We start from the raw sequence: 14,396 nt of genomic DNA on the forward strand, positions 1-14,396 counted from the left end.
GGCTTAAAACAAGTCGGAAAACCATCTGCCCCGAGCTTTTAACCCGGCCAGACAGCCCGAAGGTATCCGTTTTTAGGCGTTTATTGGTTGTGGCCGGCGCCGGAACGAAAGATTATACAGCACCACCGACAGCAAGATAACGCCATAGGCAGCCATTTGGATGGTAGTGGCCCGCTCCCCGAAATACAGAAACGCTAGCACGAAGCTCACCACCGGGTTCAGGTACATCAGGATACCCACCGTGCCCGAAGGCAGCACATTTAGGGCATATAAATTCAGGAAAAGCGGTAGCACCGTGAAGCCGGCACTCAACAGGCCTGCTACCAGCAGCAGATGCGTATCCTGAAAACCGGCTATCGGCTCGGCGCCCAGCAGGGGAGCCAGCGGCAGAATAAGCAGGGCCGCCAGCAGCAGCTGCGCCGTCAGGAGTACTAGCCTATCATAGCCCTGCAACCTCCGCTGACTGATGAGGTATGCCGCATACGTTGATGCCACCACTAAGCTCATCAGCAGGGTTTTAACCTCGCCGACGCCTAGTAGCACGCAACTTAGGGCACTGAGGCCAATAGCCAGCCATTGGTTGGGGCGCAGTGTTTCTTTGAGTACGACAAAGCCGAGCAAAGCCGTCATGATGGGGCAGATAAGATAGGCAAAGGAGCCGGCCTGCACGCTTACCTGGTTGACTACATAGATAAAGAGCAGCCAGTTAGAAGTAAGCAATATGCCGCCCAGGCCCGTGCTCAACGCAACCCCGCGCCGTTCGGCGGCTGGTGCTGCCTGCCACTGGGCCCACAAGGCCCGCACGGCATCTCGGCGCCCTAGGCCATGAATGAGTACCAACAGCAGCAGGGAAAGTAGAATGCGGAAAAAGAGAATCTGGCCGCTGGCGTAGCCAGCCAGCCAGCGTAACGGAATGGGGAAGAAGCCCCAAACAAGAAAAGCCGCTAGGGCGGCCAGGTGATGACGCGAAAGTTTCAAAATCGAAAAGAGCACTAGTAATTGCACAAAGATACCGCGCCGCTGTTTCTTCGCTTGTACTATTCGCGGCCTTCAGCAGTTTGCGGTCCTGCGGGGCCTAGTGTCCGTGGCTTGCTCCTGCTGTACCTTTGCCCTGCTATGCTTCAGTTCTCTGATCTGGCTGCCCTCATAGGCGGCACCTTGCTTCAGCTGCCGGCGTCGGTGGCGCCCGTTCATCGCCTGCTCCTCGACAGTCGGCAGGTATCTACCCCCGCGGGCAGCGTGTTTTTTGCCCTGCGCGGCCCGCAGCACGACGGACACCGCTATCTACCGGAGCTTTACCAAGCTGGTGTGCGGCTGTTTGTGGTATCAGAGGTAGGTAGTATTCCGGGCGGGGTGAGTGCCTTTCCGGAAGCCGGTTTTCTGGTGGTGCCCGATGCACTAGCGGCTCTGCAATCTATAGCTACCCACCATCGGCGGCGTTTTCATCTGCCGGTGTTTGGTATTACGGGTTCCAATGGCAAAACCATTGTGAAGGAGTGGCTGGCCCAGCTACTGAGCCCCGATGAGCTGATCTGCAAAAGTCCGCGCTCTTACAACTCGCAGGTAGGCGTACCCTTGAGCGTGTGGGAGTTGAACGAAACGCACACCCTAGGCATTTTTGAAGCTGGCATTTCGGAGCCCGGCGAGATGGAAAAGCTGGCCCGCATCATTCAGCCTACCCTCGGCATCTTCACCAACCTAGGTACCGCCCATGATGCCGGCTTTACTTCTCACATGGAGAAGGTAACCGAAAAAATGCGGCTGTTCGAAGGCATCGAAACGCTTTTCTACTGCGCCGACCATGCCCTGATCCACGCCGCTGCTCGTCAGCAACTGCTTCCCCAACGCACCACACTGTATGCCTGGACGCGCCAACGCGCCCGTTACGATGCCCAGGAGGCTGATTTACTAGTAGTAGTGCACGACGCATCCGCTGAGCGCACGGTAGTGCGGGTGGAGCGGGCCCGGCCCCGGCCGCAGGAGTTTACGTTCACGCTGCCGTTTGCCGATGAGCCCTCGGTGGAGAATGCCTTACATGGCCTAGCCGTACTACTATGGCGCCAGGTAGCGCCCGCCGAAATTCAGCACCGCCTCGACCGCCTGCAGCCGGTGGCCATGCGCCTGGAAATGAAGCAGGCTCTCAACGACTGCTACGTCCTCGACGACACTTATAATAACGACCTGGCCGGCCTGCGTCTCGCCCTCGATGCCCTCACGCGCCAGCCCCGCCGCGGCCGCCGTACCCTTATTTTGTCCGATGTGTTGGAGTCGGGCCTGTCGGGGGCGGAGCTGTACGCCCGCACGGCGGCCCTGCTGCCCGCACACGGCGTCGACCGCCTGATAGGTATTGGCCCCGATATCAGTCAGTTTACTGCTAGTTTCACTGGCCTTGCCACGTCCTTTTACCCCAATACCGAAGCCTTTCTGGCCGCGTTCCAGCCCGACCAGTTTCGGCACGAAACCATCCTAGTAAAAGGGGCGCGTCGTTATGGCTTCGAGCGTATTGTGGCTGCTTTTCAGCAGAAAATCCATGGCACCGTGCTGGAAGTCAACCTCGATGCGCTGGTGCATAACCTCAACTTTTACCGCCGCCGCCTGCAGCCTGAGGTAAAGCTAATGGTGATGGTAAAAGCCTTTGCCTACGGTAGCGGCTCCTATGAGGTAGCCAACCTGCTGCAGTTTCATCGGGCCGATTACCTGGCGGTGGCCTATGCCGACGAAGGCGTAGAGCTGCGCCAACATGGCATCAGTCTGCCGATAATGGTGATGAACCCCTCGCCGGATGCCTTCCAGAAGCTGCGTCAGTATCACCTGGAGCCGGAAATCTACTCCTTTGAGCGCCTGCACGACTACCTTGCTGCCGCCCGCCAGCAGGCTATGCCGGCTATCCACCTGAAACTCGACACGGGCATGCGGCGCCTAGGGTTTGCGGAAGAAGATTTGCCGGAGCTGTGCCAGACTTTGCGCGATAATGCGGCCCTAGTGCGCGTAGCCAGCGCCCTCACGCACTTAGCCGGCGCCGATGAAGCCCAGCACAACGACTTTTCCCGGCAGCAGCTAGCCGCTTTTCAGCGCATGACGCCGCAGCTGGAATCCACCCTCGGCTACCCCATCCTGCAGCATGCGCTTAACTCCGCCGGCATTGTGCGCTTTCCGGAGGCGCAGCATAATATGGTGCGCCTCGGCATTGGGCTATATGGGGTAGAAGCCAGTGGCCAAGAACAAGATGCCCTTAAGCCCGTGAGTACGTTGCGCACCACCATATCCCAAATCAAAACATTGCCTGCCGGCGCCACCGTAGGGTATGGCCGGCGCGGACAGGCTGCCCCCCACGAGCGGCGTATTGCCACGCTGGCCATTGGCTACGCCGACGGCTACGACCGGCGCTTTGGCAATGGGGTGGGGGAGGTGGTAATTCGGGGGCAGCGCGCGCCGTTGGTGGGCAATGTGTGCATGGATATGTGCATGGTAGATGTAACCAACATCCCGGCGGCCCAGGCCGGCGACGCTGCTACGGTGTTTGGTGAACTACTACCCCTCACGGAGCTGGCAACCCGCATTGGTACCATTCCCTACGAGCTGCTGACCAACGTGAGTGAGCGGGTGAAGCGGGTGTTTGTGGCAGAATAAGCGGCAGATATTAACATTACGTGATATTCTTCGTACCTCTGCCCACAACCAACTCCCCCATTCCTATGAAAAAGCAACTGTTTTCCCTGCTCGCGGCCACTGCGCTGCTAGCCTCCTGCTCCGATTTGAAGAAGCCGGAAGAAAAAGACCAGCTTCAGGAAGCCACTGCCGATACGGCTGTGGTAGCCCGTGATGGTCAGACGGTAGCCGATGCCACCGAAAACGCAGCCGATAAAGCCGGAGCTGCGGTGAGCAGCGCCTGGGACATGACCAAAGCCAAGCTCGCCGACGTGAAGCTGGAAGAAATTGATCTGCCCGAAGTGAGCGTGCGGGGCGACGACACTTACAACGTATACGGCCTCGAAGAAAAGGTGCTTTTCGACACTGATAAAGCCGAAATCAAATCCACCGCTACGCGGGCTCTGTCGGAAATCAGCGCATCTATTGCGCGTCGCTACCGTGGCAAGGAGGTGCAAGTGATGGGATTCGCTGACTCCCGCGGCGACAAGAGCTACAACCGGGAACTCAGCGCCAAGCGTGCTGCCGCCGTGAAAGACTGGTTGGTGAAAAACGGGCAGGTAGCTGCCGATAAAGTAAGCATCGAGCCCATGGGCGAAAGCGCTCCGGCTGCCTCTAATGCTACTGCTGCCGGCCGCCAGGAAAACCGCCGGGTAGAAATTGCCGTGCGTAAGTAGTTTGTAGGCCTAATGCGTTCAATGAAGTAGCATCGAATGCACTAGGCCTCCCTGAGGTGTAAACCTGTTTAACAACAAAAAGCCCGCTTAACCAATGGTTAAGCGGGCTTTTTGTTGTTAAACAGGCTACGTAACCGTAGCCGGCGAATCTGTGATTAGTCTTTGATCTGGTCTACTTCTGCCCGGATCATGGCGTTGTAGCGCATGCCGTTGTTCGCAAGCGTAATTAGGCTCCAGCCCCGGCCAATAGTGTAGTTCCAGGTACGGGCTTCCTTGAATTCGAACGTGGGTCGCAGAATCTGTCCGTAGGGAGTGTAGTTGTCCATGAAGTTGGTGGTGTAGAACTTGTCACCACTCACAATCCATTCCATGGCTACGAAGAAGCCTTCAACCGGCGCTTCAATATTGTACTGAGTCAGATCTACGGTGTACCACTCTCCGCCTTTGGGGGCCGAAACCACAATGTTTTCGGTGAGTAGGTCAGAGTTAGGCGAGTTGTAGTTGCCGTCGGCTTTGTAAAGGCGCACGCGGAAAGGCTCGCGGGGGAAGCCGTTCTCACCAATGTAGAACGACACCGAGCGGACGTTGCCAAGCTTTTTGCCTTTGTCATTCTTCACGAAGAATGCATACTGGCTGCCGGGCATACCCTGAATCATACCTTCACCCGGCGTGTTCGACTTCGAGCCCAAGGCCAGGTCTTTCACCTTGCCGCCCTGGATCTTAACTTCTTTCAGCTCGATAGCACGCTTGGGCACTTCAATAATCATGTCCTGCACTTTAATGCCGGGCTTGATCAGAACCGCTTTCTTGAAATAGCCGAGCGCCACAACCATCAGGGAGTCCTGAGGGTTTTTTTCGGGCATGGCCAACTGGAAGTAGCCGTACTCGTTAGTTAGAGCACCGGTTTGCTCTTCCTTCAGCCCGATAGAGGCAAACGGAATAGGTTCTTTCGTCTTTTCATCGACGATCCGGCCCGATATTTTATTCTCCTGAGCAAACACCAGTGCTGGCAGAAGTAAAGCCGAGAAGATAAGGGTGAGTACGCGTTTGAGCATATGCAGGCAGACTAATGTATATGCCAAAATTACAATGAAAATGGGCATCACAAGCAAGTCATCCCAGAATATTTATAATGATGCAATTTGATTTCGGAATAGTTACAAATCAAATACTTAACTGTTGAGTAAGACAACGAAAGCGCTGTTTGCGAATTTTGGCTGAAACATAAAAGGGTGGTACCTTTGTTTGAAGTAAATCTAAATAACCCCACCCGTGTCCAAGCAATCTGCCCCTTCCCCCATATCGGTCACGCCCCGGAGCGTGAAAGACCTCCAGTTGGGGGAAAGCGGTACTATTTGCTGCCTGAAAGATCCGGAGATGGCACTTAAGCTGCTGGAAATGGGTTGCATTCCGGGCACGCAGGTGCGCCTGAATAGCCGTGCGCCACTAGGTTGCCCCATCACGGTAGTGGTAGGCGACATGGCAGATTACACCTTATCGTTGCGGGTTAGTGAAGCAGCGACGATCCTTCTGAAATAACACGAGTACATGGCAGGCGGGCAACTACTTTCCGGCCGAGCCGGCGCGGGGGTATCAGTAGCCCGTTTAGAAAGCGTCGCTCAGCGTCATCCAGGAGACCTCACGCGCATAGCGCTGGTAGGCAATCCAAACTCTGGCAAATCTTCGCTATTCAACCAGCTGACAGGCCTGAACCAGAAGGTCGGCAACTTTCCGGGCGTAACCGTCGACCGCAAAACGGGCATCAGCCAGCTCACCTCGCAGCACCGAGCTGAGATTATTGACCTGCCCGGCACATATTCGCTCTACCCCAAAAGCCTCGACGAAAAGGTAATTACGGACCTGTTCTACGACCAGACCAGCTCCCAGTATCCTGACTTTGTGGTGGTAACCGTTGACGCCAGCAACCTACGGCGTAACTTGCTGCTGTTTACGCAGCTAGCCGACATGGGCTTGCCCACGGTGCTGGCGCTGAACATGATGGATGTGGCTGAGCAGCACGGGATAAAAATTGACGTGCCTGCGCTACAAGAGGAGTTGGGGGTGCCTATCATTCCGATGAATGCGCGCAAAGGCGTAGGCATTGCAGCCCTCAAAATTGTGATGGCGCAGACGTTGGATGCGCCCACCGCTAATTTCTACCAGCCGGACGAAGAGCTGCTGCCCATGATTCGGCAGATACGCTACTACTTCAACCTGCATAACGACTATCTGGCGCTGCACTACGCGCACCAGTACCGCCATATCAGCTTCCTGTCGCCTGATGACCGGGCGTATATTCAGGAACTGACCGAGCAGTATGGCTTTGAGCCTACCGCGCGCCAGGCTCAGGAAACCATTGACCGCTACGGGCGCATCAACGACATTCTGCTGAACTGTGTCTCGGTAACCCGCACAGAGAAAAACGAGCCGTACAGTAACCGGCTTGATCGGGTGCTGACGCACAAGATCTGGGGCTACCTCATTTTCTTCGGCGTCCTGTTCCTGATGTTTCAGGCGGTGTTTGCCTGGGCCAGCTACCCCATGGAGTTGATTGACCAGGGAGTTGCCTGGATCAACAGCCTTATCCAAACCAACTTTGATGGGCCGCTGATCAACTTGCTTACTGAAGGCGTACTGGCCGGCTTGGGCGGGGTACTTATCTTCATTCCGCAGATTGCCCTGCTCTTTGCCTTTATAGCGGTGCTCGAGGAGACTGGCTACATGGCCCGGGTTACGTTTATGATGGACCGCATTATGCGGCGGTTCGGGCTGAACGGTAAAAGCATAGTGCCGCTTATTTCTGGGGTGGCCTGTGCCGTGCCGGCCATTATGAGTGCCCGCACCATCGAAAACCGCAAGGACCGGCTCATTACCATCTTCGTTACACCGCTTATGTCGTGCTCAGCGCGCATTCCGGTGTACACGGTGCTTATTGCGCTGGTGGTGCCCGACGAACCGGTACTAGGCGTATTTAACCTGCGCGGCGTGGCCCTGATGGGGCTGTACCTGCTGGGCTTTTTTGCGGCTATTTTATCAGCGTGGGCCATGAAGCTGCTGATGAAAACCACGGAGCGGAGCTACTTTATTATGGAGTTTCCGGTGTACCGCTGGCCGCGCTGGAAAAACGTGGGTATTACCATCGTGGAGAAGGTAAAAGCCTTTGTATTTCAGGCAGGTAAGGTTATTCTGGCCATTTCTATCATCCTGTGGGTGCTGGCCTCCTACGGCCCACCCGGCGCCCTCGATAAAGCCGAAACACAAGCCCGAGCTACTGCTACCACCCAAGGGCTTACGGCCGCCGAAACTGAATCTCGAGTAGCTTCGGAGCGCCTGGAAAACTCGTACGCTGGCATGTTTGGTCACGTGCTGGAGCCGGCTATCCGGCCGTTGGGCTTCGACTGGAAGATTGGCATCTCGCTGATAACCTCGTTTGCTGCGCGGGAGGTGTTTGTGGGCACTATGTCCACGATTTACAGCGTGGGCCAGGATGCCGATCAGCAGACGGTGCAGGAGAAGCTGGCAGCTGAAAAAGACGCCGATGGAAATCCGTTTTTTACACCAGCCAGAGCGTTTTCACTGCTGGTATTCTACGTGTTTGCCATGCAGTGCATGAGTACGCTAGCTGCCACCTACCGCGAAACCAAAGGCTGGAAATGGCCCTTACTTCAGCTATTCTACATGACAGGCCTGGCCTACGTATCATCGTTGCTAGTGTACCAGATCATGAAGTAAGACAGGCTAGTAGCAGCTAGTCACAAGCGGCGTCTATCGTTTAGTCCACTGGGCCAAACAATAGACGCCGCTTTCAATGTATCTATAAGCTGTTTCAGGCACTTGATCTGACCGGTTCTCCTCTCTTAAGAGGAATGCAAAGGGCGAGATGCCAGCCAGAATAATCAGGTAAGCAGTTTGTCAGCTGTAAACTTCTCTATTTAGAGAATGAGGTTACCCGTGCAAGAGAAGAGGCAGTATATAGCAGTGCAGGCCTCACAAGCAGGTAGAGCACGGCACTTATTGCCACTAGTATAGCGCCGATACCCGTTGGCAGCACTCCACCAAAGGTAAACGTCATGCCTAGCACAAACCCTAGCAGACACTCAGCCCGATACAGCGGGAAAAAGAAGGCGAGGAAGAAAATTGTCAACAGCAGATACCCCGCCAGGTCAGTATAGGCAAACGTAAACAAGATAGAAATCAGAATCCCGAAGAGTAAGGCGCCAACGAACCCGTATACTATCTGGCGCTGGTAGGGTAGGGGCTGCATATGCTGCTGTTGGGAGTGCCGAATCCGCTGATGCAGGCGATACAGCAGCAACCAGGTTAGCAGCGGCACTATGAGCCCGCCCCACCAATTAGAAACCGAAGGCAGGTCTTTATCGGCGAGAAGATGGTGGCTTGGCACCCCACCATGAAAATAACTCCACGCCAACAGAGACCAACTCCCTACCAGGACGAGGGCGGTACAATAGATACGAACCTGAGTAAAGGAGTTTTCATCCAGTATACCTGCTTTCATATAGGCTGTATATGTAGTTGACGTGTATCCGACCACTCACAGTCATTATGGGGGCAGGGCCCATCAGACGTTGCTTCACTGCAGGAGAGGGGGCTTGGGGATGAGGCAATTACCAACATCCGGCCCTACATTCCTAATGCCGATATAACGTACTTACTTACCGAGTAGAAACACGGCAGGTTGCTTGTGCAGCTCCGGGAGCGGGGCCTTTTTCCAACCGGCTACCGTATCAGTCCGGATGTACTCATTTTCGGCTGTGAGGCTGGCCGCTACGCACAGGCGGGTGCCTGCGTGCAGTGTGCTAAGCAGGTCCTCCAGCAACTGCATGTTGCGGTAAGGCGTCTCGATGAACAGTTGCGTTTGGTGTTGTTGCAGGGCTTGTTGCTCCAGCTTTTTCAGCGCTGCCACACGTTTGGCCCGCTCAATGGGTAGGTAGCCATGAAACGCAAAGCTTTGCCCATTCATGCCCGATGCCATCAGTGCCAGCAGCAAGCTACTAGGTCCTACTAGCGGCACAACCCGCACCCCAAGCTGGTGGGCGCGGCGCGCCAGCTCTGCCCCTGGATCAGCAATGCCGGGGCAGCCGGCTTCCGAAATTACCCCCGCGTTCTGGCCATTGACGATCGGCTCCAGTGCCGCCTGAATCTGAGCTTCGGTGCTGTCCTTATCAATGACGCTGATACGGAGCTCCTCAATGACATGCTGCGGCGCCACGCTTTTAATAAAGCGCCGTGCCGTGCGGGCATTTTCTACCAGAAAATACGACAGGCCCGCGACTTGCCCAGCTACTTGTAGCGGCAACACTTGCGCCGCCGTGTCATCGGCCAGAATGGTGGGAATAAGGTAAAGCGTGCCTTTCAAGGAGTGCGAGGGTTATGCAGAGGAAGGAGGAAGAAAAGTGCCGCTAGGTTAGCCCTGGCTGGCAAAGGCATGCACCAATTCAAATACTTCGTCGGGCTTTTCGGCGTGCACCCAGTGGCCGGCATCCACTATGGTTTCCACCTGCGAGTTAGGAAACAGGGTAGGGATACTGTAGAGCTTATCCTCCGCCGTGATGTAGTCTGATTTGCCGCCCCGGATAAACAGAGAGGGCTTCAGGAAAGGCTGTTCGGCCGTTATTTCCTCGCCAATATCTTCCATCTCGGCCGTTAGGGCAGCCAGGTTGGGGCGCCAAGCAAAGCTGTTATCGTCGCGGCGGTACAGGTTTTTGAGCAGGAACTGTCGCACGGCGGGCTGCCGGATGTGCTGGGCTAGGGCGTCATCGGCTTGTTGCCGGCTCTCAAGCGTAGCCAGAGGTACCGCGTTTAGGCCCGCCAGAATATCATCCTGATGGTTCATATCGGAAAAGCGCGGGGCAATATCCACGACTACTAATTTGCCCAGGCGCTGCGGATGGTCGAGAGCAAAGCGCATGGCTACTTTGCCGCCCATGCTGTGGCCCAACAGCGTGGTATCGGGGCCCAGCTGTAGCTCGTTAAATAGCCCCAGCACATCCTCACTCATGAGCTTATAGGTGTGCTCGGGTGCGTGAGGCGAGCGGCCATGGTTGCGTAGGTCGGCAATGATGACGCGGTAGCCAGCATCGGCCCAGCGGCGAGCCAGCGTCTGCCAGTTATCAAGCGTACCAAACAGACCGTGGAGAATAACCAGTGGGGCGCCTTGCCCCATTTCGCGGAAGTGTAGTTGCAGCATAACGGGGGCAAAGATGGGAAGTTTAGGCCTAGCAAGCTCTGTCCGGCAGGTTCAGTGCCTTGCGTGGCCTAGGTGCTCAGGCCGCTCCTTGTTCCTTACGCCTGGGCCGCTGGTAGCGTTACCGATAGGGTAGTGCCGTGGCCGGGAGTGCTTTCTATGCGCATGGTTCCGCCTTGTCGCTGCACAAAAGCCCGGCACAGCATCAGGCCCAGGCCCGTGCCGGACCGGGGGCCTCGGGCCGGGTGTGTAGCGGCCTCTGGCGTGAGAAGCAGCTCTATCTGCTCTGGCGACATGCCAGTGCCCGTATCCGTTATCTGGAATTGTACGCTGCCACTAGGTGCTGGGTGGGCGCAAAGCCGGATGGTGCCACCTGGCGGTGTAAACTTTAAGGCATTACCTACAATGTTGCGCAGAATGGTCTGGGTCATGTGCGCATCGGCCCACACAGCTGCCTTCGGATCTGCTGCCAGCTGAATGGTAAGCTGTTTGGCTTCGGCCGAAGTAGAGTAGAGTTCAGCCGTTTGCTTGAGCAGATCCGCCGCCAACAGTGGCTCAGGGTGATAAGCCAGTTCGCCGGTCTGGCTTACTGCCCAGCTCAGCAGGTTGTCCAGGAGGTGGTTGAGCTGATAAGCCGACTGGCGCACTAGGTCGGGGAGGCGGCGCAAGCCCTGCTCGTCGCCTTGCTTTAGGTAGAAGTCAATGAGCTCGGTAACGCCTGCAAAGGAAGTAACCGGGCCCCGCAAATCGTGCGCAATAATGGCGTAGAGGCGGTCTTTGGAGGCCGAGAGTTGCCGCAGTTCCTGGGTGGCTGCTTCCAGCGCTTGGTGGTTGGAAGCTAGCGCGGCCCGGCTGCGGCGCAGCTTGGCGTAGAGTAGCGCCATGCCGCCAAGCCCCAGCAACAAAGCCGCAATAGCGCCCCACAGCGCCCTGGTGCGTTGCTGTGAGGCGAAGCTGCGTTCCGTCAGCCGCCTAATCTGATTTTCTTTGTCTGCGGTTTCGTAGCGGGTTTGCAACGCCGTGAGGGTTTGCAGGCGGGAGCGGCTGTTAAGGCTGTCGTTTAGGTCTCGGAACCGAAGCTGCCACTTATATGCTTGCTCATGCCGGCCACGAGTGAAGTTGATTTCGGCCAGTAGGTTATACGCATCAAGAGCCAGTTCTTGATAATTGCTTTGGCGCGCGAGCTGCAAGGCCCGGTGGGTTAGTGCTTCGGCTTCGGATAGCTTATTTCTAAGCACCAGCACCGTGGCCAATAGCTCCAGGTGCCCGGCCTCGAAACGGGGGCTTTTTAGCGGCTCTACCAAGGTTATGGCCTGACGGATAAGGCCTTCGGCCGTATCTAGCTGGTTCATGCGCATATAAAACGACCCCAAATCAGCCATATACAGCGTTTCGCCCACCTGGTCGCCACTGCGGCGGGCCAACTGCAAGGCTCGCCTCGTGTATGTCAGGCCTTCCTGATGACGCTTCAGGTAAAAGTACAGACTGCCTAGGTTGCCAAACAGCAGTAGCTGCGTGCGCACTTGCACTCCGGGCCGATACACTTGCGCCAAGGCTCGTTTGTAATTCAGGAGGGCCGCCGTTGTGTCCTTGCGCTCATGATGCACGCCGCCCATGCCAGTATAGCTGCGCACAATTCCATCGGTATTTTGCAGGTGGCGGGCTAGCTGCAAGGCTTCCTGCTGCAATTGCAGGGCGTGTGGGCCATCGGCTAGGTTGGCGTAGCAGCTGGCAAGGGTGAGCAGGCTTTGAAGGAGGCTTTTCTGGTCGGGGAGCTGCCGTGCCAGCGCCACACTTTCCTCGCCGTAGATAAGGGCGCGGGTGGGGGCGTCATCGTGCAGCAAATAGCAAAGCGCCGTCAGGAGCCGTACCCGACCGGTATCGGCAGGCTGGGTCTTTAGTTGGCGCAGCAGGGTAGCAGGCGTGACCTCGGGGGCCGCCCTTGCCTTCCAGGCGCAGCAGACAAGCAAACAGACAAGCAACAAACGTCGCATGAGCAACGGAAAGGCAATAGGCGATAGCCGCGCTTATAAGAGCAACGGTAGAGAGACAAGGACGCGGTTGGGAATATGGAAAGCGTAATTACCAAATATAGAGGAGACTTGTACCTTCTGAACAGGATAAATAAGCAGTTCAACGAGTTGAAAAGGCCGTTGAGCCTAAAATACTTACAAATGCACCCCCTATGCCCAGCAAAACCACCGTTGCCGATGCTCCAAGGGCGTGTTGCGCAGGAACTCGGCTACAGGACCCAACTTGGTCAAAAGAGACGTAAGCGTTAGTACCTCGCCCGTACGCAAATGCAACTTCAGGTACTCATAATGGCTCCAAAACAGCCGCGGCGACTTGCAGGTAACGTACTCAACCCGCACTAAGTCGCTTTTAGCGAAAGGGATGCGTACCCGGCCCTCATATACCTCCAAGGTATTCTGCTTCGGGTCAAAGACTAGGGTAGTAGTCAGGTTACGCGCATAGTACTGGCTGTGGAGTACGAAAGCGGGCATCGAAAACCCTAGTATCACGGCGGCTAGGGCCGAAAGTAATACCAGCTCGAAGCTGGCCAAACTGGTTGCGTAGAAGAAAGACCCTAGGAAAGGCAGCCCCACTCCCAGGCACAGCAGCGGCCAGAACAGCAAAGCAAACTGCCGCAGAAACGTAGGCCGATACACCCGGCTTTTGCGGGTGAAAAAGCCCGTTACAATGCGCAGGCTGACAACCATAACGGTAATGGCGGCCGCTGCTTCCAGCAGCGGCCGCAAGAATGGCAACAACTTCATCGGGAAGGCTTACCGAACCAAAATCCAGGGCTCACCCGCCTGGTGCTCGCGCAGCCGCCCAAATGATTCCAGGGCTAGGCCGTGCGCTTCAAAAACGGCCTGCACTTCTGCTCGGCCGGCCGGATCTACGCATACGAGCAAGCCGCCCGAAGTTTGTGGGTCGCAGAGCCAGTGACGCTGCTCATCGGTGATGGTGCCTACCTTGTGGCCATACGAATCCCAGTTGCGCACCGTACCGCCCGGAATGGCTTTTTGGGCTCGGTATTCTTCGGCTTCCTGAATCAGAGGGACGTTGCTGAACTCGACCTCAGCCGTGAGGTTACTACCCTCGCATACCTCGGAAAGGTGACCTAGCAATCCAAATCCCGTAACATCGGTCATGGCCCGCACGGCGCTAAGCTGGCCCAGCTCCTGCCCGATTTTGTTAAGCTGCATCATGTAGCCGGGCGCCAGCTGCTCGTGTTCGGGGCGCAGAATGCCGCGCTTCTGAGAGGTTGTGAGCATCCCGACACCTAGGGGTTTGGTTAAGTACAACTCGCAGCCTGCAGTGGCGGTGTCGTTCTGCTTCAGGTTGCGAATATCAAGTAAGCCCGTTACGGCCAACCCGAAAATGGGCTCTGGGGAGTCAATGCTGTGGCCGCCCGCCAGCGGAATGCCGGCTTCGGCGCAAATGCTGCGACTGCCTTCAATTACGCGGCGGGCTACTTCCGGGGCCAGCTTATCAATGGGCCAACCTAGCACCGCAATGGCCATGACCGGGCGGCCCCCCATAGCGTACACGTCACTGATGGCGTTGGCCGAGGCAATGCGCCCGAAATCGTAGGCATCATCTACGATGGGCATGAAAAAGTCGGTGGTGCTGATCAGGGCCTGGCCGCCCCCAATATCGTACACGGCCGCGTCGTCGCGGGAGGAGTTGCCTACCAGTAGCTTCTCATCGTGCGGTTGCGGAATGCTGGTGTGCAGAATCTGATCCAGAACCTTGGGCGCTATTTTGCAGCCGCAGCCGGCGCCGTGGCTGTACTGGGTAAGGCGAATCTGGTCGGTGGCGGGGTCAGGAGCGAGAGACATAAGAACTAGAGGCAAAAG

Annotated in this window: 12 protein-coding genes; 4 read left to right on the plus strand and 8 right to left on the minus strand. The window is 56.5% G+C overall.

Features of this window, described 5'->3' with window-relative positions; all coding sequences use genetic code 11:
- Nucleotides 1-72 precede the first annotated feature (72 nt).
- Nucleotides 73-978: an EamA family transporter gene (locus tag ACYVGU_RS12845; RefSeq protein WP_460622423.1), complete on the minus strand. Its 906-nt coding sequence runs from the start codon at nucleotides 976-978 to the stop codon at nucleotides 73-75.
- Nucleotides 979-1,116: 138 nt separating this feature from the next.
- On the opposite strand from ACYVGU_RS12845, the gene ACYVGU_RS12850 reads away from it, so the two are divergent.
- Together ACYVGU_RS12850 and ACYVGU_RS12855 are read left to right on the plus strand one after the other, a co-directional pair.
- Nucleotides 1,117-3,630, plus strand: a complete 2,514-nt coding sequence (locus ACYVGU_RS12850) for a bifunctional UDP-N-acetylmuramoyl-tripeptide:D-alanyl-D-alanine ligase/alanine racemase (RefSeq protein ID WP_460622424.1) — start codon at nucleotides 1,117-1,119, stop codon at nucleotides 3,628-3,630.
- A gap of 65 nt (nucleotides 3,631-3,695) precedes the next feature.
- Nucleotides 3,696-4,325: an OmpA family protein gene (locus ACYVGU_RS12855; protein WP_460615053.1), complete on the plus strand. Its 630-nt coding sequence runs from the start codon at nucleotides 3,696-3,698 to the stop codon at nucleotides 4,323-4,325.
- Nucleotides 4,326-4,480: 155 nt separating this feature from the next.
- Here the strand turns inward: ACYVGU_RS12855 and ACYVGU_RS12860 are convergent, their stop codons facing one another.
- Nucleotides 4,481-5,380, minus strand: a complete 900-nt coding sequence (locus ACYVGU_RS12860; protein WP_460615054.1) for a carboxypeptidase-like regulatory domain-containing protein — start codon at nucleotides 5,378-5,380, stop codon at nucleotides 4,481-4,483.
- A 217-nt stretch (nucleotides 5,381-5,597) separates the two neighbouring features.
- On the opposite strand from ACYVGU_RS12860, the gene ACYVGU_RS12865 reads away from it, so the two are divergent.
- Both ACYVGU_RS12865 and feoB read left to right on the plus strand, forming a co-directional pair.
- Nucleotides 5,598-5,864 carry a FeoA family protein gene (locus ACYVGU_RS12865; RefSeq protein ID WP_460615055.1) on the plus strand — a complete coding sequence of 89 codons (267 nt, stop codon included), beginning with the start codon at nucleotides 5,598-5,600 and terminating at the stop codon, nucleotides 5,862-5,864.
- A 9-nt stretch (nucleotides 5,865-5,873) separates the two neighbouring features.
- Nucleotides 5,874-8,057 (plus strand): ferrous iron transporter B, encoded by a 2,184-nt coding sequence (gene feoB / locus ACYVGU_RS12870; RefSeq protein ID WP_460622425.1) that lies wholly within the window; start codon nucleotides 5,874-5,876, stop codon nucleotides 8,055-8,057.
- A 196-nt stretch (nucleotides 8,058-8,253) separates the two neighbouring features.
- Here feoB and ACYVGU_RS12875 read toward each other — a convergent pair whose 3' ends face one another.
- The 6 genes from ACYVGU_RS12875 to selD form a co-directional block, all read right to left on the minus strand.
- Nucleotides 8,254-8,841, minus strand: a complete 588-nt coding sequence (locus ACYVGU_RS12875; RefSeq protein WP_460622426.1) for a hypothetical protein — start codon at nucleotides 8,839-8,841, stop codon at nucleotides 8,254-8,256.
- Nucleotides 8,842-8,994: 153 nt separating this feature from the next.
- Complete coding sequence (locus ACYVGU_RS12880; protein ID WP_460622427.1) at nucleotides 8,995-9,702, minus strand: SAM-dependent methyltransferase; 708 nt, start codon at nucleotides 9,700-9,702, stop codon at nucleotides 8,995-8,997.
- A 48-nt stretch (nucleotides 9,703-9,750) separates the two neighbouring features.
- Complete coding sequence (locus ACYVGU_RS12885) at nucleotides 9,751-10,533, minus strand: alpha/beta fold hydrolase (RefSeq protein WP_460622428.1); 783 nt, start codon at nucleotides 10,531-10,533, stop codon at nucleotides 9,751-9,753.
- Nucleotides 10,534-10,628: 95 nt separating this feature from the next.
- Nucleotides 10,629-12,524, minus strand: coding sequence for a sensor histidine kinase (locus ACYVGU_RS12890; protein WP_460622429.1), 1,896 nt, complete (start codon nucleotides 12,522-12,524; stop codon nucleotides 10,629-10,631).
- 189 nt (nucleotides 12,525-12,713) lie between these two features.
- Entirely contained in the window at nucleotides 12,714-13,307 is a 594-nt protein-coding gene (locus ACYVGU_RS12895; protein WP_460615060.1) for a hypothetical protein, read from the minus strand.
- A 9-nt stretch (nucleotides 13,308-13,316) separates the two neighbouring features.
- Nucleotides 13,317-14,378, minus strand: a complete 1,062-nt coding sequence (selD, locus tag ACYVGU_RS12900; protein ID WP_460622430.1) for a selenide, water dikinase — start codon at nucleotides 14,376-14,378, stop codon at nucleotides 13,317-13,319.
- Nucleotides 14,379-14,396 lie beyond the last annotated feature (18 nt).

The sequence above is a fragment of the Hymenobacter tenuis genome, from assembly GCF_054780495.1.